Below are 23048 nucleotides of genomic sequence, written 5' to 3'. Positions count from 1 at the left end.
AGTTTACAGAGGTAGGTTGTCGTGCTTTTTGGCAGGATTGGACATCCGCTTGGTACGCAACTGTTCCAAAGCACGAATAACTCTGAAACGGGTATTACGCGGCTCTATCACATCGTCCATATAGCCATAAGAAGAAGCGTTGTAAGGGTTGGCAAAAGCAGCACGATACTCCTCTTCTTTCTCCATGGCTGTACGAGCCGGATCTTCGCTTGCAGCGACATCCTTTGCGAAAATAATCTCCACAGCTCCGCTCGGCCCCATCACGGCAATCTCAGCAGAAGGCCAGGCGTAATTGAGGTCTCCGCGCAGGTGTTTGGAACTCATCACGATATAAGCTCCTCCATAGCTCTTGCGCAGTGTCACAGTAATTTTGGGTACTGTGGCCTCGCCATAGGCATAGAGCAACTTGGCTCCATGGGTAATCACACCATTGTATTCCTGTCCTGTACCCGGCAAGAATCCCGGTACGTCGACTAAGGTTACCAAAGGAATATTAAAAGCATCGCAGAAGCGAACGAAGCGGGCAGCCTTGCGAGAAGCATTGCTATCAAGGCAACCAGCCATAACCATTGGCTGATTGGCCACAATCCCCACACTCATACCATTGAAGCGAGCAAAACCAACAATAATATTGCGAGCAAAATCTTGATGTACTTCGAGGAACTCTCCATGGTCTACGATAGCTCCGATCACATCATACATGTTGTATGCACGGTTGGGCTCGTCAGGAATTATTTCGTTAAGACTGTCTTCTAATCTGTCGACAGGGTCCTTACACTCTACAAAGGGAGCCTCTTCCATGTTGTTTTGAGGCAAGAAGCTCAGCAAGTGGCGGATGAGTCGGAGACCATCATCTTCGCTATCTACACCGAAGTGAGCCACACCACTCTTAGTTGTATGTACGGATGCACCTCCCAGATCTTCTTGAGATACATCTTCTCCGGTCACGGTCTTCACTACTTTGGGGCCAGTGAGGAACATATAGCTGGTACCACGAGACATAATCGTAAAGTCCGTGAGAGCCGGAGAATACACTGCTCCACCGGCACAGGGACCGAAGATCGCAGAAATCTGAGGTACGACTCCGGAGGCCAAGATGTTTTGCTGGAAAATCTCGCCATATCCCTTCAAGGCATTTACCCCCTCCTGAATACGGGCACCTCCCGAGTCATTGAGACCGATCACCGGGGCACCCATACGCATGGCCAAATCCATTACCTTACAAATCTTCGAAGCCATCATCTCGGAAAGAGCTCCACCAAAAGCGGTAAAATCTTGAGCAAATACATAGACCAGACGACCATCGATCGTTCCACTACCGGTCACCACTGCATCACCGAGGAACTTGGTCTTCTCTATACCGAAGTTTGTACAACGGTGTTGTACAAACATATCTATCTCCTCAAAACTACCCTCATCGAGCAGGAGGGCAACACGCTCCCGAGCAGTGTACTTACCTTTCTCGTGCTGCTTTTCGATACGCTTTTCCCCTCCACCCAAACGGGCTTTCTCACGGAGCTGTATCAGCTCCCGGATTTTGTCTAATTGATTACTCATAGTTAATATCTAAGACTATTATTGATTCATACATTGATATTGGTGCCAATCTCGACCTTCAGGCCAATCTCCTAAATCCAATCGGCCCAACCACACAGACGAGAGAATTAGTGCTTACCCTTGCAGTCGCAAAGTTCGGTAAGCACTCCACAAGTACTCTTGGGGTGCAAAAATCCGATATTCAGACCTTCAGCTCCCTTGCGAGGCTTTTCGTCTATCAGTCGGACTCCTTTGGCAGCCATCTCACTGAGAGCCTCTCCGGCATCAGGCACAGCAAAGGCGATGTGGTGAATGCCTTCGCCACGCTTTTCTATAAACTTTGCTACCGGACTGTCTTCGCTTGTGGGCTCCAGCAATTCGATCTTGGTTTGCCCGATCTGGAAGAAAGCAGTCTTAACCTTTTGGTCCACCACTTCTTCTATGGCAAAACATTTCAGACCAAGGATATTTTCATAATAAGGCAATTGTTCCTCGATACTTTTAACAGCGATACCGAGGTGTTCGATGTGAGTAAGATTCATAATCCTAAAGTGTATTTATTAGTTATGAGGTATTCTTGTGGTCGGGTGCCTATCGAACCCGGTCCAGTCCGGATTCATTGCACAAACGTCACAAATGTATGAATTATCCGAGATAAGAAAGAACAATAAGCCCCTTGCTCAAAATAAGTGCATAAAACATTAAACAGTCTCGATACATCACCGACTATTCGAAACAAAAGAAAATAAATAGGAATTACTACCGAACAATTGAGATACATTATTTTCGTCCTCCCCCATAGATCCGAACGAAGTTTCTCCGATAGAAAGAGCTCACAGAAAATACTGTTCGTTTTTGCTTCTCAGTCGCACATTAGTATGTGGATATGTGTAGAGCGATAGGAGCTTTTCTTCTACAAAGGCAGACGAAGCCAATAAATTCGTATAATTGCAGAATAGTTGCGTCGAATGTACCACACAAAATAACCAACAACCAACATACGTTTTGCAGATAAAAATGAAAAATCTAACTGGAAAATTGCTGTTGAGCTCCATGCTAACAGCAACGATCAGCCTGGGGTCTATCTCGGATCTTTCTGCTCAGGTGAGCTTTGCAGGCCAACCGAAGAGCTTTAGTACCCCCGAGCGGATGAGCATGCGCTCGACCAGCGAGGTTACTCCGCTAATCACTCTGAAACAGACAAAAAACATCGATGACTTGATGGCCCAATCGAATTGGGACAGCGAATTATCGACCCGCCCTTACTACATCGGAGAACGTATAGCCACTTCCTTAGATATGGCCAAGGACGGCGAACAAATCCGTCTCCAAGACGGAACAATCATTTACCGTCTTACAATCCAATCCGACGGAGCCAAAGCCCTCTACCCCACTTATAGCCAATTCTTTATTCCCCGTGGAGGCAGACTATTTGTCTACAACGAAAGTCGCAGCGTAGTCAATGGAGCTTACACCTACGACACCAACCCCGAAGGAGGTCGATTTGCTTCAGAGCCGGTACCGGGTGACAAGATCGTACTGGAGTACGAGAGCAATGTAGCCGGGGAAGCCCCACAAATCACCGTTGATGGTTTGGTGTATATCTTCCGTGACCAGATAGCAAAATGGTTGGATGTCGATCCGGGCGAAAATGATTCGGACTACCCATCCTGCATGATCAATGCCAACTGCCCGGAAGGAGAAGCCTACTACGATCAAAAGGCCGGTATCACACAGATATATATAACATACGATGATGGCTCTACAACTTCTTGCTCAGGCACCCTGCTCAACAATACCAAGCAGGACTTCACTCCCTACATCATCACTGCTGCACACTGTGTGGGATCGGGTGAAGTTTTTCCTCTGAAGCAAACGTCTCTGGACCAGTGGATATTCTCTTTCCACTATATGAAGCCGGGTTGCTCCAACAGTGCCACAGCCAGATACTATGCCAAGAGTATGGTAGGCTGTACAAAAGTGGCCTACCTGCCTACTAATAGTTACTCCGACGGTCTTCTTCTAAAACTAAAACAAGAGATCCCAGCCGATTACCGAGTATTCTACAACGGATGGGATCGTCGCGGAGGAGTTCCTCCTCACGGAGTAGGCTTGCACCACCCAATGGGAGACGCTATGAAGATTTCTATATTCGAGGAGGCCCCGACCCTTTCCTACTGGAAAGAACCTTTCTCTGGCATCTACGGAGCATCGAAAGCTCACTTTAAGCTCTCCTTTACTACTGGTACCGAAGGTGGATCTTCTGGATCGTCCCTATTTAACCCAGAGAAACTCGTGATCGGGACACTCACAGGGGGGGGCGAAGCCTGTCAATTCCGCAAAGCGGATGACTTTTATGGCCGTATGAATGCTCACTGGGACTGGTTCAAAGACAAAGGAGAAGATCGCCAGATGGGTACTTTCCTCGATCCCGTAGGCAATGGAACGGCCGAGACTCTACAGGGGATATACCGGAATGATATGAGGTATTTCTATCCTGTGTATATGCTCAATGCTGCAGCTGCCAGCAGTGAACAAAACAAGATTATCCTGAAATGGAATGCTCCCTCTGGAGCAGATTTGTCCGGTGCAAATATCGAGTATCAGGTGATGCGCAACAATACACAACTGCCCGCCTCTGTTAAGCACGAAACCGGCAAAACCTATCTGGAATACATCGACCAAGTGAGCCCGGAAGATGTTATCAATGGCACTGTCTCCTACCGTGTCCGCGCTATCTATACCGACAAAAATGGCACTGTAGAGACGGCTTGGTCTCCCAAAACCTCTGCCCTGATAGGAGAACTGACTAAGACAATAGACCCTCAGGTAGAAAAAACAACTGAAGGCTACAGAGTAAGTTGGAAAAGACCTGCACACTATGCAGAATGGTCTAAGATCGGCTACACGGAAAACCCCGAATACCTGCCCGTACCCGTAGAACACTACAAACAAGATCCGCAGGTTCCCGATCAGCTCAAGCACCTGGTTTATCGTGAGACTTGGCATATCGGCTCTTCTCTAAACGATGTGCAAAACGAAAGTGAGGCCCTATACGTTGTACAGTATAATGTAATGCCGACCAAAGCCGGTAGCAAACTCTATACTTACATAAGAGAAGGTTCCAGAAAAAAGTCCCAACCGGTTGTAGTAGAGTTTAGTGTACCCGAAAATTGGAAAGCCGGTGAATGGGTATCTGTCAAATTGCCCAAACCGTTGAAGATAAAACCCTATTCTATTGTGTTTGTCGGTTTTCAAACAGACAACACAGAGCAACCGAATGCAATCTGTTATCTGAACGGTTCGGCTGACGAATTTGCAGTTGCCGAATCTTCATATTTCTTCAATCCCTCCACACACAACTACGACAGGGGATTCTACACCTTGGAGCACTCCAAAGTCAAAACATTTGGCAATAACTATCTGGGTATCAGACTAGTACTTTCAGACTCAGAAATTCCTCTGGAAGCTCCGGTCAAAGACGTCAAGTGGGGCACCAATGGCTGCTTCTCCTTCCCTAAAATCAAGCAGTATGTTATCAAACGTGATGGCGAGGAAATCGTTAGAACTTCTGCTTGTGTCTACACCGATAAGACCAACACCAATCCCGATGCCAAATACACGGTAGAGGTTGTCTATACCGATCCTATCAATACAGTAGATGTGGAAGGCCTCAATCCCGATGCTGTACAAGTCTTCCCGACCTCTGTGGAAGACTATGTAAACGTGCAAAATGCATCCAAAGCTCAACGCATACAATTGTACTCCATGGATGGTCATATCGTAAAGGCTTGGGATAAGATCTCCGATGCCGAACGTCTGGATCTGTCCGAATTGCCTGCCGGTAGCTACATCTTCCGCATAGATATGCCCGGCAATCCTCTCGCTGTAAGAATTATCAAACGGTAAGCAAATCCTCTTTTGCGCTTAACAAATAGTGCAACAACTGCCCTATGGGACTACTCAATGTAGAGAGTTCCGTAGGGCAGTCTTTTTTATGAATCGGGAAATTTTCCTTCTATAGAGTTGAAGGCACCCTGCAAAAGTAAAATATCGCCCGGTGTATGGTAAAATTTAATCAAAAAAAAAGGAGGGGAGATAGGCTTCCTATCCTCAATATAGATGTGTTTTTTTATTTACAAGATAAACATATACCTTTGTCGACATCGCAGATAACCTCGGGGCAAGTCAGATCGCTTTTGTGAGATAGAAATCAACTGGCTTGCTTCTGCTTGTTTCTCTGTTATGAAACTCTAATTTTTTTTGATAGAACAACGACCTTAGAAGTATGAAAACGATCGTGGCAAAGTTGTGGCTATTGCTCTTTTGCGGCCTACTCCTCTCTACGTCGGCTTTCGCTCAAAAACAAGGCGAAGGACGGCGACTTGTGGTATTGATTGTGGATGAGAAAACCGGGGAGTCTTTGCCCGGTGCTGTCGTCTCCCTCAATAAGAAAGATTTTCAAGTAACGGATATCGAGGGAAAAGCCTCTTTTGCATTTCCTTCCTCCAAGGCAGCAAAGCTTGCTGTCCAGATGCTGGGATATCAACCATACGAAACACAAGTGAAGAAAGAGCAAGCCAATGGCAAAACCCTACGAATTCAAATAAAGGAACAAGTAGAATCGCTGGATGATGTAACAGTGATAGCCAACAAGCCACGTACTGTGGCTACCTCCATTGCTGTACAAGTGTCCCAAGCACGGCTAAAAGAAAGTACCGGAAAGAATTTGGCAGAAATTCTTTCTCAACTACCAGGCTTGAGCTCTATTAGTACGGGAGCAACCATTATGAAACCGGTAATTCAGGGGATGCACAGTAGTCGTATCCTGCTTATCAACAATGGAGTAAGACAGGAAGGACAGCAGTGGGGAGCCGACCACGCCCCAGAAGTGGATGCCTCATCGGCCACTGAGCTGGAAGTCATCAAAGGAGCTGAGTCTATCCGCTATGGAGCTGGAGCTATTGGTGGTGTTATCCTGCTCAATTCGGCCTCATTACCTAAAGGCGACAAACTATCCGGCAATGCAGCTATTCGCAGTGGGTTGAATCCCTATCGTGCTGGTATGAATGTAGACTTAATGGGTGGTGGAGACTTTCTTTCTAATTTCCGCTGGAGAGCACAGCTCGGAGGAGGCTATGGAGGAGACTACGCCACAGGTGGTACAAGCATGAAAGCTAAGGACTACAATGCCAATCCATCGAAATATCCAAAATCTTCTTACGTCTTGAACAACACCGGTTCTCGAGAACTGAGTGCAGCCTTTACAGCTGGTTTTAAAACCAAACAATACGAAGTATCTGCCTTTGGTAGCTACTACCATACTGAATTAGGTGTTTTCTTTGGCTCTCACATTGGTAACCTCGAAGATTTGTATGATCGATTCGAAACTGGTCGCCCAGATCGCTACTTCGATCGTTCTTTTGAAATTCAAAATCCACGCCAGCAAGTCAATCACGTGATCGGTCGTGTAGATGGGAAATGGATCTTCGACAATGACAGTCGTTTGAAAGTTCAATACGACTACCAAAAAGACGTCCGAAAAGAATTTGAAATCCGAAAAGGAGACAACAACAATCTGCCGGTACTTGGCCTCACCCTCGACACCCATTCTCTGCAAGCCGGCTGGGAAACATCCAAGAGAAATGATTGGCGCCTTGTGGTAGGGAGCTCAGGTTCTTATCAAGTGAATAAGAGTGACGACAATACCCGATTTGTACCTATCGTACCAAACTTCTTAGCCGAAAATGTTGGACTTTGGGTAATTGGTAAATATGCTAAGCCGACGTTTGAAGTGGAGGCAGGAGCTCGATATGACTATAAGTATCTGCATGCAGATGGTTATGACAATATCGGAAATCGTTATGGTAGTGTTATTGAAAAGAAAGCCAAACAATACAATAGTCCAACATTCACACTCTCAGCAATGTATGCTCCCAGCAACCTGCTGCGTCTGCACACTAATTTGGGCCTGGCATGGCGTGCACCAGAGGTAAGTGAACTATATAGTAGCGGGTTACACCACGGTGCTGGTACTTTCGAACTTGGCGACAAAAATCTCAAACCAGAACAAGGACTCAAATGGAGCAACGAAATACAGCTTAATAGCACTTACCTTTCTATTAATTCATCCGGCTTTGTACAGTGGATCAAGAACTATATTTATGCTCAACCATCCAGAAAAAATGGCAAGCCAGAAACTCAACAGCTCGTCAATGGTTTTTTCCCCGTATTCCGCTACAAACAGAATCCGGCATTCTTTTACGGAGGGGACTTGGTTATCACAGTTCGCCCTCCGATAGAAAATCTCAGTTACACTCTGCAAGGAGAATGGATAAGGGCAGAAAATCTTGACACACATGGTTATTTTCCCTACATCCCCTCTGACAAGTATAGCCAAAAACTGGAATGGAGCAAGATCTACAACAGGAGTGGGATCAACAAGCTCTCAATAGCAGTCATGCATCAATATGTCACTAAACAAAAGAATTTTGATCCATCTATAGACTTTGTGGATGTGACTCCCGATGCTTACCATTTGGTTGGTCTCAATGCGTCTTTAGGCTTACGAATCAACAAGATGCAACGTCTGGAAATAAGCCTTATGGCAGATAACCTCTTAAATGAGTTGTACAAAGAATATACCAATCGTTTCCGTTACTATGCTCATGAGAAAGGACGTGATATACAGCTCAGAATGCGATACGAATTTTGAATTTTATCTACTACCTTAGTTCCACCACCCATAGAAAGATATGAAAAGTCTTATCAAATCAATAGTAGTACTTTCTTTACTGTCTTTTGTAACAGCTTGCGGGAAAGCTCCAGAGCCCAAAAACCAAGCTCTAGACAAAGGACACAGTGAGCCCGTAAAAATAGAGTTTCTGTTCACTCCCGGCTCTCTTCCCGAATCTGAATTATCCGAGGATAATATTTTTGCTCACAACTTTGTCCCGGAAATCGGAGGAACTCCTGTAAGATTCTTGGGAGAGTACAATGATGAGAACAAATTTGTCACCTCGGGTCCTATAACTCTACCTAAAGGGAAATGGCATAAGCTAGAAGTTAATTTTTACAACAAATCTGATGTACTACTGAACCACGAATTTCTAACACCGGTACAACAGAAAATGCATCAGTTCTTTTTCCGTTCCTATCAAGGCTATGATGAGGAAAAACTTCGTTACAAAAAACTTGACAAGAAGCTTATCAATTACAAATATGGAGATGTCGATGAAAAAGGGAGAGATCTTGAATACCCAGTTGGATTTACAGGCTACTTTTGTGTAAGTCCGACAATTGGGCAAGATAGTTTCGAACTACGCATCTCCCTCTCTCATGTAACACCTCCTGCCTCCAAGCTTGATGACAATGGAAAACCCTATAAGTATGACAGTCCTTCTAAGCGAGTTTCAGGTGTTACGGACGTCGATATTCGTGTGACAGTAAATGTCAAATAAAAAAAACATTATCACCATGAAGTCAACAATCAAATTTCTTTCGCTCTGCCTTTTTGTGGTAACAATGAGCTTATCTATTGGGGGGTGTGACAAAAACAAACCTACCCCCCCTACTCCTCCGGGACCAGTTGTTCCCCCCAATCCCACTCCTGAACCTACTCCTGAACCTACTCCTGAGCCGGAAATCCCCAAAGCTACAGCGAGTTGGCCCACTAAAGTGGAGCTTCTTATGGCAGAGGGGCACATGCATGGAAGCTTATTCCACGCAAATCCTCATAGCAAAGATTTCCCTTTCAAGAAAATACAGAGAATGACATTAGAGCTCAAAGGAGATAAATATGAGCGTACAGATGGAGAAGATGTATTCCGCCTATCGGGAGGAGCTGTTTGGTGTATCATCGCAAACTTATTCGATAAGAACGGGAATCGTATTAACACTCAATTTCTCACAAAAGAGAATGAGAAATTGTGCCAAATGTTCATTTCGACTTCCAATGTCAAAAACTTCAAAACGGGAGCTTCCTTAAATATTAGTTCTGGAGTTCCTCTCGCTCCTTTTGGATATAGAGATACAGACCCAGAAGACAAGCTCTTGCAGCGAAAAAGTGATGCTGTCAAGCTTACGCATAGCAATGTAGGACTAAAAGGTTACTTCGTAGATTTGCAAGCCAGTGCAGATCCTACTGAGGAGAATAGGGGCGGAGGTATCATAAGAGAATATCTCTCTTTCAACCTCAATCTCTCTTTTGTAAAGTTTGCTACTCCCGAAGAAAAGACTTCTGGAGGGAGTGTACGTCCAGGACTTGATATTGAAGGACCTCGCAAGGCTAAAGAATACCTCTTCTACCTATCAGTTCCAACAAAAATTCTAGTGATGCGCCCTTGGAATGATGCCCAAGAAAGTCAGTATATAAAAGATATTGCTGAGGAATATGGTTTAGATGAAGAAAAGGTTGCAGAAGCTTGGGAGGAATATGGAGACATAGATATCGAAAGTAATAATTTCTATGTATAAGGAGGAATAATCTCTCTCCTACCAAACTCAAAAGAATAAGCGAAGTGTCCGTTGAGATGCCTCGCTTATTCTTTTGATAAACTTTTTGGTATGAAACACCGGAGATTTTAGCATAGGATTTCAAAGTCTCTTGAAAAATCTGTTGCACAGATCATCTCAAAGAGACCATTGCGCAATAGAAAGTCGGTAGCCTTGTTCTTTCAGACCATGTTTTGCCACTTGAGGTCGTGTTTTTCAGCTGTGATATTCTCCTCCTTTACCCCGATCTTGTGGAAAATCGCCACAAGGTCGGGGATTTTGTGCTTATTTGGCAGCTTGAAGCACAATAAGCCTTGGCATACGCTTGAGATTGTATACCATGGCTTCAAGGATATTCTGTGTATGTGTCTTGTCTAACCCTCGGTAGCGGCATCTTCCTCCCGAGAACCACCGGCGAATACTACCGAAGGTGCGTTCTATCAAGCATCTGGTCTTGCTTATCATCCGATTGAGTTGCTTCTGCCTCTCGTTAAGAACTTTCCCACGACTAGCCTTAAACATAATGCCATCCTTCAATCCATGACGAGCTAAGCTCTCCGAATTCTTTTTGCTACAATAACCTTTATCCGCTAGCATACTTACCCTGGAGGACAACTCGGACTTCTCTATCAAGTCGGGTGAAGTAACCGTATCAGCACAATTAGCAGGTGTTGTGATGAGCGCTTCTACTAAACCTTGCTCATCCGTAAGTACATGTTTCTTGTATCCATATCGATAATGCTTGCCCTTGCGCACCCAACGAGCCTCAGAGTCAACGCCTGACTTACCTCTTCTGAGTTCATACTGATAAGCCTCCTCTTGGTCCAACGCATCCTGTGAGCGAGCATCCTCTCTATCTTTTGCCACTTCAATGATAATGCTGCCATCAGGGGAATAAGGGCTGTCTACAATGCTGGCATCCACGATGGCGCCTTGGTCAATACGGCTAATGCCATGTTTCTCGAACTGCTTATTCAGCTCACGAAGGAGCTTATCCATAATGCCTAGACGAGTTAGCTCCGAGCGAAAACGGCTGATGGTGCTATGGTCTGGAGAAGGGAAGCCAAGAGCTAAGCCAAGGAATTCACTGAAAAGGAGTGAGTCATTAATCCGTTCCTCAACCTCATAATCGCTCAAACCATACCAAGTGAATCTTGAACATCAGCAAGGCGTCGTAGGCTGGGTTACCTACGGCATTCTGTGTCTTAGTGTACTTCTTGTTCAGCAGTGTGCGCACACCTCGCCAATCAACGCATGCATTGATTTGGCGAAGAAAGGAGTGCTTCATCCGATCGCGACGAACTTGCGTATATACATGAAGAAAGCTTGGAGCCTGTTCTGTTGGTTTTGTTGCCATATTGATGCTACTAATCGCACATAAGTATGCTAAGTATCAGCGATATATGCAATAGTTGCAACTCCCCAAAGGCACAGAGTGCTATGCAATGGGCTCCTCAAAAGCTGTATCTGCAAGCTTGTGGCTCGACTTTTTAGGATGCAGGCATTGCTAAACTTTAGGACTGAGGATGGGAAAGGGGAAACGATTTGTAAACATCTATGACAGGGATGTTTCGCAACTTCCAAAATGGTAATTAAAATGTGCTATTTTGGAGGCTGTGCAAAATAAACTAATCGCAAGGCACTGAGAAGGGGAGACTAAGGGAGTATACTTGTCATTATGACGAAGCTCCGATGTCGAAGATAATGTGTGGCAAGTGTCGCGTCATGCAACACGAAACTCATTATGAGGAGCATGATACCTTGTGATGATATTTCAGCAACGAAGCAAAAAAAGAAAGACTATACAAAAGAGGAACAAGCTCTCTGTCTTTCAAGCCATGAGGGAATATCGGAAGAAGAAAAAGAAAAAAAGAGGAGGAAAAGAGGGAATAACCATTCTGAGAAAAGTGACCGCGACAGGATTCAAACCTGTAACCTTCTGATCCGTAGTCAGATGCTCTATTCAGTTGAGCTACGCGGCCAAGAGAAGTATCGGAACGCTCCACATAGCAGCCTTGAGAAGAGTGACCGCGACAGGATTCAAACCTGTAACCTTCTGATCCGTAGTCAGATGCTCTATTCAGTTGAGCTACGCGGCCGCTTTGTCTAGCCCCAATGCGGTTGCAAATATAAGCATTTTCGCATAATGGCAAGCAGCCTTCAAGGAATATTTTCTAATTACGAACAGGACAAGAGAGGAGTGGTAGGAGTTTTTCCAATTCGTCACTACTGCACAACAGGCTTCTCAGCAAGTATTACTATACCCAAACCCGAGTTATCCGGTTCTTGTCTTCATTTTCAGTATCTCGGCACAACTCACAAAGAGAAACTATTGCACAGCACTCTCTAAAAAACGACCTCAGAAACCTTTCGCATCAATTTGGTGTAGAATAGAGCATTAAGAGGATGACGGTATGAGAGAAAGGGCTTAAATCTAAACATTAGTAATATCGAAAAACAACGCCGTGACTGCTACTTATAAGAGGCTTTTATTAGTGTTCTACACGAGTATTCAAAAACAAAACTATGAGGGCTTCCCTCCCCATACAAACATCTCTCCGAGAGAAACAGTTGCGCACAGAGATCTGCAGAAATCTCCAAATCCATCCCTTGAATATTCAACTCCAGCATGTATATTTCTATTTATTTCAGCTTCTATCCGTTTACTTTCGGATTTGCTTTTCAGCCCGAATTGAAGACTTTTGGGGCTGTATTTTCCTCTCTTTTTAATGTCGACAGGAATCGTTTTTTCCTAACACGGGAGAGAGCAAAAAATATCTCCTGAGAGAATTTTTGCTAACACAGGAGAGAACAAAAATTTCCTCAGGAGAGAATTTTGACCCTCTCAAAACCTCCTATTCATCGGCATTTGGAGAGGTCAGTACAAAGCATACAAAAAGGGAGATACTAACTTGTCCGTAGAGTCTTTTTTCCTCTCTCCTCTTGACCTTTTGGCGGGGCAAAAAGTTTACAAAATATATCAATTAAGAATGTCATACAGCTGCTCAAAAAGTTTGCATGAATAGCCTCTTGCCCAGAAACTACGGATTCAGCAATCGCAAAATCTTGAGGATGCACACCTCTTAATACTCGAGTAAGCTCAAATGTCGATGGTAGCACAATTATGTGGTTTCTTCTTGTTTATCTGTCCTCTTTGCTATTGTGTAGTTGGCAGATACAATGGAGACCTCTTGTTTCCCTATCATTCTATCCATACCACTGTTGCGTAAGAATGCGATAGACACAACGGATACTTCTTGTCTATCCATATATCGTCATTCTCGCAGAACAAAAAAAAGGCTGCATCGAAAACTACAGTTTCGATACAGCCTCTTCTCCATGCGCACCGCTGGAGTTGTTGGTGTGGATTATTCAGCAGCGGGAGTTCCTTCTGCTTCGGCAGCAGGTGCTTCCTCCTGGGCAGGTGCCTCTGCTTGTTCAGCCTCTGCTTTGGCAGCAGCTTCTGCCTCGGCCTTTGCCTTAGCTATCGCTGCACGCTTCTCGCTCAAGAGCTTTGCCTTAGCTTCGTTAGTTTCCTTTTCGGCTTTGAGCAAAGCAGCAACCTTTTCTCCCTGCTTCTTTTGATCTCCTTCCTTAACCTTGATCAGTTCGTCTTTCTTCGCTTTCAACCAAGCATCGAAACGACGCTGTGCTTCAGCTTCATCGAAAGCTCCTTTTTTCACACCACCTTGGAGGTGCTTCATCATAAGGACTCCTTCTCGAGAAAGGATTGAACGAACTGTGTCTGTAGGCTGCGCACCCACATTGAGCCAATACAGAGCACGGTCGAATTTCAAATCTATTGTAGCAGGATTAGTGTTCGGATTATAAGAACCTATCCTCTCAATAAACTTTCCATCTCGTGGAGCCCTGCTGTCTGCGACTACAACCTTGTAGAAGGCATAATCCTTCCGGCCGTGACGCTGCAATCTGATTTTTGTTGCCATACTTCGTGTTAGCTATTTGTTTATTAAGTCTTTATGCCTACCGTACGATTCGGCCAAGCCTCGCAAAGGTAGGGATTATTTGTAAACTAACAATGTCTCCTTTCTCTCTCCCTTTCTGGTGCAGCGGAAGGAAACTATACGACATCTTCTCCTCTGTCGATAAGCCTGTTTCCTCTCTCCATCTCCTCAAAATAAAAAAGAGGAAACTGCGCAACAGCTTCCTCTTATTATTTTTTCTTTCTACCGCCTCTTTTCTCTCAGCTCCGTTGTCTCTCTTTCGTCTCTATCCCAGCTTTGGGAGGAGCCGTTTGCAAACACACTGGTAGAGAGCAAAGGAATGTTGAGAGAGAAGCACAAGGATTTTAGTCGGGAAAGAAATATATCGGCTAACCTCGGGGTAAAGCCGAAGGTTTTCGGCCAGTTTACGAAGCTCTACAATCTCATCCCGAGAACAATGAGTTGCTGCAAAGCGCATTACAAAGCGATAATGGGCACTGGCAATCTGTGTAATTCGTCGCTTTAAGGATATTCGCTGTACTTCGTGTGCCTGTTTGAGCAAGAGGGCACAGACTTGAAGCCTACTTCGCAACCGTGGCATCTCCAAGCTGCTCTCTCGCACAAGAGAGTTTTTCCGGATGTAGTAGTAATAACCCACGGTCGGGGCAAAAGAAACCTTGGCAGCCGAACTAAGCACTGCTACCGTAAAGGGAATATCCTCAAACAACATCTTCTCTTTGTAGAAGCAAAGATTGTTTTGAGTGAGAAATGTTCGGCGAAACAGGGTCCAACAAGAATAGCACTCATCAGGATTGAAGAAATGCAGAAAAAAGTCCTCCCCACTGTAGCTTTTTTTCTGTAGTCTCTCATTCCGGGTATTTAGAATCTGTGGTCCATCATAATCGGAAGCCGGAACTATATCGAAAAGGAATCGAATCAGATCCGACTGCTCCTCTTCTATCTGCTTAATCAGGCCTGGCACCACCTCAGGATCAATCCAGTCATCCGAATCCACAAACCAAACATACTCTCCCTTGGCTAAGTCAATACCACGGTTACGAGTTGGGCCTAATCCTCTGTTAGAATGGCTATAAAGACGGATCTCAACCTCGGGATGAGACTGTGCATAGGCCTTCAATATCTCTTCGCTATCATCAGTACTACCATCGTTGATAGCTATAATTTCGTATTCAGACCGCTCCAGAGGGATGCGGACAAGACTGTCCAGGCAACGCTTCAAATAGGGAGTTACGTTATAAACAGGCAAAATAATGGAGAGGAGGGTTGTCATCGATAAGTAGAGATAAAGAAAATACTATTGCTGTTTCGCCTCATTTCCTCCGAAATGGAGAAAAAAAAGAGACTACCCTATTTGCAAAAGCAACGGGTAGCCTCTCTATTACTATTTAGAACGATTGAGTTCCAAATCGCATTACATACCGACCATCACCGGTACTGCATTGAAAATCAAAATAGATACAAGCAGAGCCAAGATAGCATACAACTCGGGGAATACGGCCATCACCATGGTTGCACCGAACACGTTGTGTCCACCACCGATGGCTTGTACACCATTAGCACATACCTGAGCCTGACGTATAGCAGAGAACAAACCCACTACACCCAAGGCCAAACCTGCAGCGAAGATACCCCAGCCAGCAATAGCTCCCATCGGGCCATCGAACACATTCTGAGCAACGAGCTTGCCAATAAGACTATTTGCCAAGAAGAAACCAACGAAGCCATACAGACCCTGAGAAGAAGGCAAAGCTGAGAGGGCAATGTAGGTACCCATAGCGTCGGGATTCTTCTTCATGGCACCTACTACGGTGTTACCACAGATTGTCACGCCAACACTACTACCGATACCGGTAAGAACAACCATCAGCCCAAGGCCGATGTAAGCCAAAATAAGATTCATAATACTTGAAAGTTTTTGATTGGTTGGTATTTGTTTTAGTTATTGTTCGTTCAAGATTTCTTGAATGGAGAATAGGCTTTGCCACCTCCCTCAAACTCTGCGTTTTTGTAGAACTCTACAAAGGTCAAACGCAATGGGTGTACCAGTGAACTGATTGTAGCCAGACCGATATTGATACTGTGCCCGAGTATAAGAATCAGAGGCATCACCAAAATACGCATCACGATGCTTCCCTCAGTCATATTCCAGGCCAGATTGTTGAACACCCCTCCAAGAATACCTCCTGTGAGGCCAATCGCAAAAAGACGAATGTAAGAGAGTGTATCCCCCAATAGGCCAGAAGCCATATTGTAGGTGTTCCAAAGTCCAGCTCCGAAGTTAAAGAGAGGATTCTTACCCGGTGAGTTGTAGAAAAATGCAATCAGCACTGCTACTCCTATTACACCAAGCAGGATATACTCTACCAACTCCGGCAAAGCTGGGAATAGTCTTGGCAAAAGGAGCAACAAGCAGCCGGCTATCAGAATGACACCCCAAGCAAAAGTAGCCAAGCCATACTTGAAACCACGCTGTTTGCTTAGCTTCATCCCGGCAATAAACTTGCCGAATATAATCTGCAACAGACCTATACCGATAGCCAAGGACATCATGTTGTTTTGGTTCAGGAAGTAGTCATCACTTACCCCACCAAGCAAATCATCTCCAGCCCAAGGCATCACCAAACCCAACACCGTTCCCATCAGTGCCCCAACAATCGCAGCCGCTCCACCAAGCCATTGGAAAAGCGAACATACTGGCTTCATATCCGGTTTAGCCTTGAATTTGAGTATCGTAGCCCCAATAAAAAGAATTGCACCATAGCCTCCATCTCCATAACAAAGAGCAAAGAAAAGCATGAAAAATGGGGCAAAGAAAGGAGTAGGATCGAGCTCGCTATAATTCGGCAGCGAAAACATCTTCGTTATCGGCTCAAACAGACGAGAGAAGAAATTATTCTTCAACTTGATAGGCACTTGGTCCTCATCAGTAATCTCCATCTGCTGATAATAAATACCGTCTTTATCGAGAGCAGCCTCCAGCTCGGAAGCCTGTTGGGCAGGAATCCAGCCTTGAAGAATCATTAAACGCTCATCTGCTTGTCTATCGGCTTGCAAGAGTGCATTTCCGAAACTGAAACGATCTTGCAACAAACGATCGTAAGCCAAAATCTCCGGCAAACGATTGTCTGCAAAAGCAGTTATATCTTCTTGCGTCTTCTCCAGCTCTCTCTCCAAATCAGACTGCTCATTCTGCAAAGTCTTGAGACTTTTTTCTTGCGGATGCACTTCCTCAATGTCTGCAATGGCAGGAGCTCCTATCTTCTGTACGGAAACGAAGTAATTGGCGGAACGAACCGAATTGATCAGCACTGCCCCATATTCATCCGCCCATTCTTCTTGGTAGGCAGAGGTCGGGACTACATGGAAACGGATATTATATCCGGCTTCACGCAGACGCTCAAGGTCTTGAGGCTCATACTGTCCCCACACCTGCATTGCTTCTACCTCACGCTTCTTTTGTGTCAGGCTCTGCTCCAATTCTCTTTCACGATCCAAGAGAGCCACAGCTTCTTGGTAGGCCTTACGCCCAACCTCTTCCGATTCGATCTCTATTCGATTCAATTCGGGGGCTTCCGGAGAGCGCCTGCGAAGGATCACCCTGCGAAAAGCATCCACTTCTTTGCGCAGAGATAACAACTCGGTGAGTTCCTCTGCCGATGCGGCATCTTGAGACTCTTGTATATGCACCAATCCCAAGTCACGCAAGCGACGAAGGAAGGCCTCATACTCTTGGTGAAAGACCAAGAAAGAGTACTTACTCATCTTGTATATCATAGGGCATCCTCCTGTTCTACTGATTCAGCATGCTTTTCGAGATTCGAGCGCATGATCTTTTGCGAAGATTTGGACAAGCTCTCCTCATCTTCGAGGTATCGCTTAATCTTGCGAATAGCATCAATATATCCCGGTATCTGTACCTTCTCAAAAAGATTCACCTTTTGAGTTGTTTTCTTACGGGCATACTCCAAAAACTCCAGCTTGAGAGCAAAAAACTCAGCCTTAATACCGGTAGTGGCCAAGCTCTCCAAAAGAGCTATCCCTTCGGCATACCACGAAGGCGAGTTAAAGAGGCTGAATGGGTGAGTCTCGTAGTCGATACCATCCAGTTGGGGAACGATCACACCTGCAACCTTGCGAGCCGAGAGGCGTACATCCTTGACAGTGATTAGATCCGGGTTAAACTCATCCCACAAGGCTACCATAGATTTGTAGCCCCCAATTTCCTCCTCAAGCTGGCGTTCCAATCTCTCTACCTCATCACGCGTACGCTTAACTTCCAGACGCAGAGCACTCTCTTTGCTTTTGATTGTCGGCAAAGTGCGCACTCGCATCTTGAGCTGCTTCTCTTGCTGCTGTAGAGAGGTTTTATTGTATTGAAACTTAATTGCCATGTCTTCTCTATTCGCAGATTACTGGGCGTTCTTCCAATATTTATCCACCAACTGCTGTTTAATATTTACCTCAGCCGGTTTGAAGTGTTTGGAGAAGAGTCCCCAAGCAACATCAAGCATCTCGGTATTATCCAGATTGACATCAATCGCCAAGAGTTGTGCAGAGTAGTCCTTGGCAAAGTCCAATGCACGAGTATCGTAGTCGGTCAGGTCAAATCCGTTCTCCATCTTAGTCTGGGCATTGGCCGCATCGGAGAACAGACGCACAGCAGCATTCATTACCTGCGGGTGGTCTTCACGTGTTCTCTTGCCAATTACCAACTGTTTCAGACGAGACAATGATCGGAAGGGGTCTACGATAACCTTACCCACATTTGTATCTCTACGCAAATACAACTGCCCCTCTGTGATATAACCAGTGTTGTCGGGCACAGCATGGGTAATATCCCCACCCGAGAGGGTCGTTACAGCGATAATGGTGATAGAACCTCCATCGGGGAACTGCACAGCTTTCTCGTAGATTTTAGCCAAATCTGAGTAGAGAGAACCCGGCATAGAGTCTTTCGAAGGGATCTGGTCCATACGGTTCGACACAATAGCCAGAGCATCGGCATAGTTTGTCATGTCAGTGAGCAGCACCAACACTTTCTGATGCTTCTCCACTGCAAAATACTCAGCAGCAGCCAAAGCCATGTCCGGCACCAAGATACGCTCTACGGAAGGGTCTTCAGTTGTATTGATAAAGCTGATAATGCGGTCCAATGCACCTGCATTGCTAAATGTATTTTTAAAGAAGAGGTAGTCGTCATTAGTCATACCCATACCACCCAAGATAATCTTGTCTGATTGGGCACGCAGAGCTACCATAGCCATTACTTGGTTGAAGGGCTGATCAGGGTCGGCAAAGAAAGGAATCTTCTGACCGGTTACCAATGTATTGTTAAGGTCGATACCAGCAATACCTGTTGCAATAAGCTCGGAGGGTTGCTCACGACGTACAGGATTCACAGACGGGCCTCCAATCTCGATTTCTTTACCTTCCGGCATAGGCCCACCGTCGATCGGTTCGCCATAAGCATTGAAGAAACGACCGGCAAGCTGGTCGCTCACTTTCAATGAAGGAGACTTACCCATGAAAATCACTTCTGCATTGGTAGGGATACCTTCCGTACCGGCAAATACCTGCATCGTTACTTCGTCTCCATTGATCTTCACCACCTGTGCCAAACGGCCATTGATCGTAGCAAGCTCTTCGTTGCCTACGCCACCGGCTTTGAGCGAACAGGTCGCTTTGGTGATGTTGGAGATTTTGGTGTATATCTTTTGGAATGCTTGAGTAGCCATACTATCTATACCTGATATTGAGGATTCTACATTATTTCTTGATACGTTCGGCTACAACACTTTGCAGCTGAGAGTAGAACTTGTCGAAGTCCGCACTCTTATATTCCGAATAGTTCATCTGCTTAAACACGTTGATAACTCGCTTGAAGTATTCACTCACCTGCGAGAAATCCTCAAAGTCGTACTCAGCTTCACACAGCTTCACTACCTCTGTGAGCATAAACTGCTGACGTTCAAGCGGAGTATTGCAGTCGATATCGTCGAAAGCATCCTGCTGCAAAATCACGAAGTCGATGAGTTCGGCTTTCCAGAAGGTTACGTGGTAATCCACCGGCACACCATCGTCCCCAAGAATATTGATCTGCTCGGCAATCTCTTTCCCTCTCTGCAGACGAGTCTTGGTATTAAGTACCATCTCCGTCCAAGTATGGGAGATATGACCGGAGATATACTCCTCGAATTCTGGATATTCGATGTATTTGGAATAAGAGTCTATCGGGTTTACAGCCGGATAACGCTTGCGGTCTGCACGCTCCTGCTCCAAAGCATAGAAGCAACGAGCCACTTTCTTGGTATTCTCTGTCACTGGCTCCTTGAGGTTACCTCCAGCCGGAGATACGGTACCAATGAAAGTAACCGAACCGGAAGAGCCGTTATTAAGGTACACAAAACCCGCACGAGCATAGAAGTTTGCCACGATAGCCGAAAGGTCCATCGGGAAGGCATCCGGGCCGGGAAGTTCTTCCAAGCGGTTGGACATCTCACGCAAAGCCTGTGCCCAACGAGAAGTAGAGTCAGCCATGAGCAGAACCTTAAGCCCCATAGAGCGATAATATTCGGCGATAGTCATGGCTGTATATACGGAAGCCTCACGCGAAGCCACAGGCATGTTAGAAGTATTGGCGATAATGATTGTGCGCTCCATCAACTTACGTCCGGTATGTGAGTCGATAAGTTCAGGGAATTCCTTAAAGATCTCCACCACCTCATTGGCACGCTCACCACAAGCTGCAATAATCACGATATCAGCCTCTGCCTGCTTGGAGATTGCATGCTGGAGCACTGTCTTGCCGGTACCGAATGGGCCAGGGATAAAACCCGTACCGCCCTCTACAATCGGGTTAAGGGTATCGATGATCCGGACTCCGGTCTCAAGAAGCTTGAAAGGCCTAGGTTTTTCGCGGTAACAGGTAATAGCTTTCTTTACCGGCCAACGCTGCACCATGGTCACCTTGTGCTCATTGCCTTCCTTATCTTTCAGTACGGCAATGGTATCATCTACAGTATAGCTACCGGCCTTTGCAAGAGAAAGAAGGGTATAGTTCCCAGTCATTACAAAAGGCACCATAATCTTGTGGGCCTGATGGTTTTCGTCTACTTCACCCAACCAATGACCGGCTGTCACGGTCTCGCCTTCTTTGGCCAAGGGCTTGAACTCCCATTTCCGGCCTTCATCCAAAGCATAGGTGTAAGAGCCACGTTTGAGGAAGACTCCATCCATCTTGTCCAAGTCGTTTTGCAGACCATCGTAATTCTTGGAGAGCATACCGGGTCCGAGGGTTACCTCAAGCATCGATCCGAGGAATTCGGCCGAGTCACCAACTCTCATGCCACGAGTGCTTTCGAATACCTGTACATAAGCATTCTTGCCAATCACTTTGATGACCTCACTCATCAGAGGAGTACCACTCACGGTGATAAAGCAAATTTCATTCTGAGACACCGGGCCGTCCACCTCTACGGTCACAAGGTTGGACACGATGCCTTTAACAACTCCTTTAGTAGCCATTATGATTTATTTCTTTTGATTTCGTTTGAATTCCTCGAGCGATTCCGAACTCTGAGTTTTCAGAGAGCTGACAATCCGGCGGAAAGTCTCTTCGCCGGTGGTCTCATCCAGACTTACCCATCGCTCTATGATAGATAGCTGCAAATAGTAGCAAAGGAGGCGTTCTATATCGAACACATTACGGAAACACTGTTCCTCAAGCCAATTCCATTTGAAAAGATCTATCATTCTCTCACGCTTGGTAATATCTCCCTCCTCAGCTATACGCATGATCTCTGGCAAATACTCCAGCTCGTCAGTCAGGCCAAAATCTCTGGCCTTCTCTGTGCGGAGCTTCTCTGTCACGGCATTGTCTCCCACCACATACTTAGCAGGATTCCAACCCAAACGCCTAGCTGTATGAGCAGCCAGAATGTTGCGCATATTGAGATTCAACTCAAACCATTTTTCCAGAAAATCGTTTCCACAGCCCAAAGCATGGGCAAAATACAAGGCAGCCAAACGGTCTTCACCTGCAATACCGGTCGTAGTAGAGATTTCTTTCTCGCCCTCCTGCTGTTGCAGGTGCTCCTCTATGAATGTGTAGTAGTATGGGGGCAGATGCTTGAATCGAGGAATACGAACTCCCCATTCATCGCTCTGATGTGCTTCGATAATGCGCCCTATCTCTTCGTACGTAAACAGCGATGGGCCGGATTCGGTCTCTGCCTCGGACTCTCCTGCTTGCAAATAATGGAGCAGATAGCGATTCTCCCGCTCCCACAGGAGTAAATCAAGCAATTGCTCATCTTTTCGAGTGAGCACACTGCGCAGCTCGGCTATATATTCGCTGGTACTAAAGGGGATCTTGCGATCCTCCACAGCGATATTAGGCAGGCCGGCCGCAGTAGCATAATACTTAGCCATAGCTTATGTGGAACCTTGCCGATTTAGAATAGCATTTCCACCAGCTTCGGACGGAGGAAGCTCTTGAAGAGATTGATGAATTGTTCCTCGCCAAACATCACCTTGTAGGCTCCGTTAGCCGGAGAAATGGTAAAGTCAGCTGGTTTACCTGCTACTTCTTCTATTTTCACTTGCTTATCCAACAAGTCTTTGGCGTTGGCTGCAAAGTAGTTGGTCAGTCCTTCGGCATCAGCGGTGCCGATTACAATCTGCTCTCCTGCCTGCCAGTTTTTTGCCAGTGTGAGGATCAATTGACGTACAAAATCCGGATCGGCAGTAGCCGCCTTTACATTGGAGCTTACAATCTTACCTGTCAACTGGTCAGCGATTGCGCTCTTGAGCGATTCGCGCATCTGATCTGCGTACAGTTTAAGCTCAGATTGGGTATTTTTTTCCAAGTCGGCAGCTTTTTTCTTGGCATCGCTCACGATCTGCTCTGCCTCTGCTTTAGCTTGCTTTATCAGTTCAGCGCGCTTGGCTTCTGCCTCAGAAACAATTTTTGCGGCTTCACTATTGCCTTTTTCTACACCTTCACGATAAATCTTATCGGTCAGTTCCTGGATTTTGGAGTCCATCATAAATATG

Annotated in this window: 16 protein-coding genes, 2 tRNA genes and 1 pseudogene; 4 read left to right on the top strand and 15 right to left on the bottom strand. The window is 45.7% G+C overall.

Annotation, left to right across the window (positions count from 1 at the left end; all coding sequences use genetic code 11):
* Positions 1–3 precede the first annotated feature (3 nt).
* Positions 4–1557, bottom strand: coding sequence for an acyl-CoA carboxylase subunit beta (locus DQN70_RS03480; protein ID WP_023938484.1), 1554 nt, complete (start codon positions 1555–1557; stop codon positions 4–6).
* A 107-nt stretch (positions 1558–1664) separates the two neighbouring features.
* Positions 1665–2078: a methylmalonyl-CoA epimerase gene (mce, locus tag DQN70_RS03475; RefSeq protein WP_023939525.1), complete on the bottom strand. Its 414-nt coding sequence runs from the start codon at positions 2076–2078 to the stop codon at positions 1665–1667.
* 475 nt (positions 2079–2553) lie between these two features.
* Between mce and DQN70_RS03470 the strand changes: the two genes are divergently transcribed.
* The 4 genes from DQN70_RS03470 (at position 2554) to DQN70_RS03450 (ending at position 10011) form a co-directional block, all read left to right on the top strand.
* Positions 2554–5445, top strand: coding sequence for a T9SS type A sorting domain-containing protein (locus DQN70_RS03470; RefSeq protein ID WP_036887369.1), 2892 nt, complete (start codon positions 2554–2556; stop codon positions 5443–5445).
* A gap of 379 nt (positions 5446–5824) precedes the next feature.
* Positions 5825–8251, top strand: coding sequence for a TonB-dependent receptor (locus tag DQN70_RS03465; RefSeq protein ID WP_023938478.1), 2427 nt, complete (start codon positions 5825–5827; stop codon positions 8249–8251).
* Between the two features lie 40 nt (positions 8252–8291).
* Positions 8292–8996, top strand: a complete 705-nt coding sequence (locus DQN70_RS03460) for a hypothetical protein (RefSeq protein WP_023938477.1) — start codon at positions 8292–8294, stop codon at positions 8994–8996.
* A gap of 16 nt (positions 8997–9012) precedes the next feature.
* Positions 9013–10011 (top strand): hypothetical protein, encoded by a 999-nt coding sequence (locus DQN70_RS03450; RefSeq protein WP_023939527.1) that lies wholly within the window; start codon positions 9013–9015, stop codon positions 10009–10011.
* A 303-nt stretch (positions 10012–10314) separates the two neighbouring features.
* Here the strand turns inward: DQN70_RS03450 and DQN70_RS03445 are convergent.
* From DQN70_RS03445 to DQN70_RS03380, 13 genes and pseudogenes are all read right to left on the bottom strand, one after another.
* A pseudogene (locus tag DQN70_RS03445) lies at positions 10315–11386 on the bottom strand (IS5 family transposase).
* A gap of 551 nt (positions 11387–11937) precedes the next feature.
* Positions 11938–12011, bottom strand: a tRNA-Arg gene (locus tag DQN70_RS03440).
* A gap of 43 nt (positions 12012–12054) precedes the next feature.
* A tRNA-Arg gene (locus DQN70_RS03435) sits at positions 12055–12128 on the bottom strand.
* Positions 12129–13151: 1023 nt separating this feature from the next.
* Entirely contained in the window at positions 13152–13298 is a 147-nt protein-coding gene (locus tag DQN70_RS09490) for a hypothetical protein (RefSeq protein WP_023939534.1), read from the bottom strand.
* Between the two features lie 99 nt (positions 13299–13397).
* Complete coding sequence (locus DQN70_RS03420) at positions 13398–13976, bottom strand: 30S ribosomal protein S16 (protein WP_023938459.1); 579 nt, start codon at positions 13974–13976, stop codon at positions 13398–13400.
* 283 nt (positions 13977–14259) lie between these two features.
* On the bottom strand, positions 14260–15264 hold the full coding sequence (locus DQN70_RS03415; protein ID WP_023938455.1) for a glycosyltransferase family 2 protein: 1005 nt from the start codon (positions 15262–15264) through the stop codon (positions 14260–14262).
* Between the two features lie 141 nt (positions 15265–15405).
* The gene (locus tag DQN70_RS03410; RefSeq protein ID WP_023938451.1) at positions 15406–15894 is read right to left on the bottom strand and encodes a V-type ATP synthase subunit K; all 489 of its coding nucleotides are present in this window, start codon (positions 15892–15894) and stop codon (positions 15406–15408) included.
* Positions 15895–15944: 50 nt separating this feature from the next.
* Positions 15945–17756, bottom strand: coding sequence for a V-type ATP synthase subunit I (locus DQN70_RS03405; protein ID WP_394341828.1), 1812 nt, complete (start codon positions 17754–17756; stop codon positions 15945–15947).
* 8 nt (positions 17757–17764) lie between these two features.
* Positions 17765–18385 carry a V-type ATP synthase subunit D gene (locus DQN70_RS03400; protein WP_023938448.1) on the bottom strand — a complete coding sequence of 207 codons (621 nt, stop codon included), beginning with the start codon at positions 18383–18385 and terminating at the stop codon, positions 17765–17767.
* Between the two features lie 18 nt (positions 18386–18403).
* Positions 18404–19729, bottom strand: coding sequence for a V-type ATP synthase subunit B (locus DQN70_RS03395; protein ID WP_023938446.1), 1326 nt, complete (start codon positions 19727–19729; stop codon positions 18404–18406).
* Between the two features lie 31 nt (positions 19730–19760).
* Positions 19761–21518, bottom strand: coding sequence for a V-type ATP synthase subunit A (locus tag DQN70_RS03390; protein ID WP_023938444.1), 1758 nt, complete (start codon positions 21516–21518; stop codon positions 19761–19763).
* 6 nt (positions 21519–21524) lie between these two features.
* On the bottom strand, positions 21525–22424 hold the full coding sequence (locus DQN70_RS03385) for a DUF2764 family protein (protein ID WP_023938443.1): 900 nt from the start codon (positions 22422–22424) through the stop codon (positions 21525–21527).
* A gap of 23 nt (positions 22425–22447) precedes the next feature.
* Positions 22448–23038, bottom strand: coding sequence for an ATP synthase subunit E (locus tag DQN70_RS03380; RefSeq protein WP_036887670.1), 591 nt, complete (start codon positions 23036–23038; stop codon positions 22448–22450).
* Positions 23039–23048: the final 10 nt, after the last annotated feature.

The organism is Porphyromonas crevioricanis (assembly GCF_900476255.1).
GTDB lineage: Bacteria > Bacteroidota > Bacteroidia > Bacteroidales > Porphyromonadaceae > Porphyromonas > Porphyromonas crevioricanis.
This window is presented reverse-complemented; position numbering and strand designations above follow the sequence as displayed.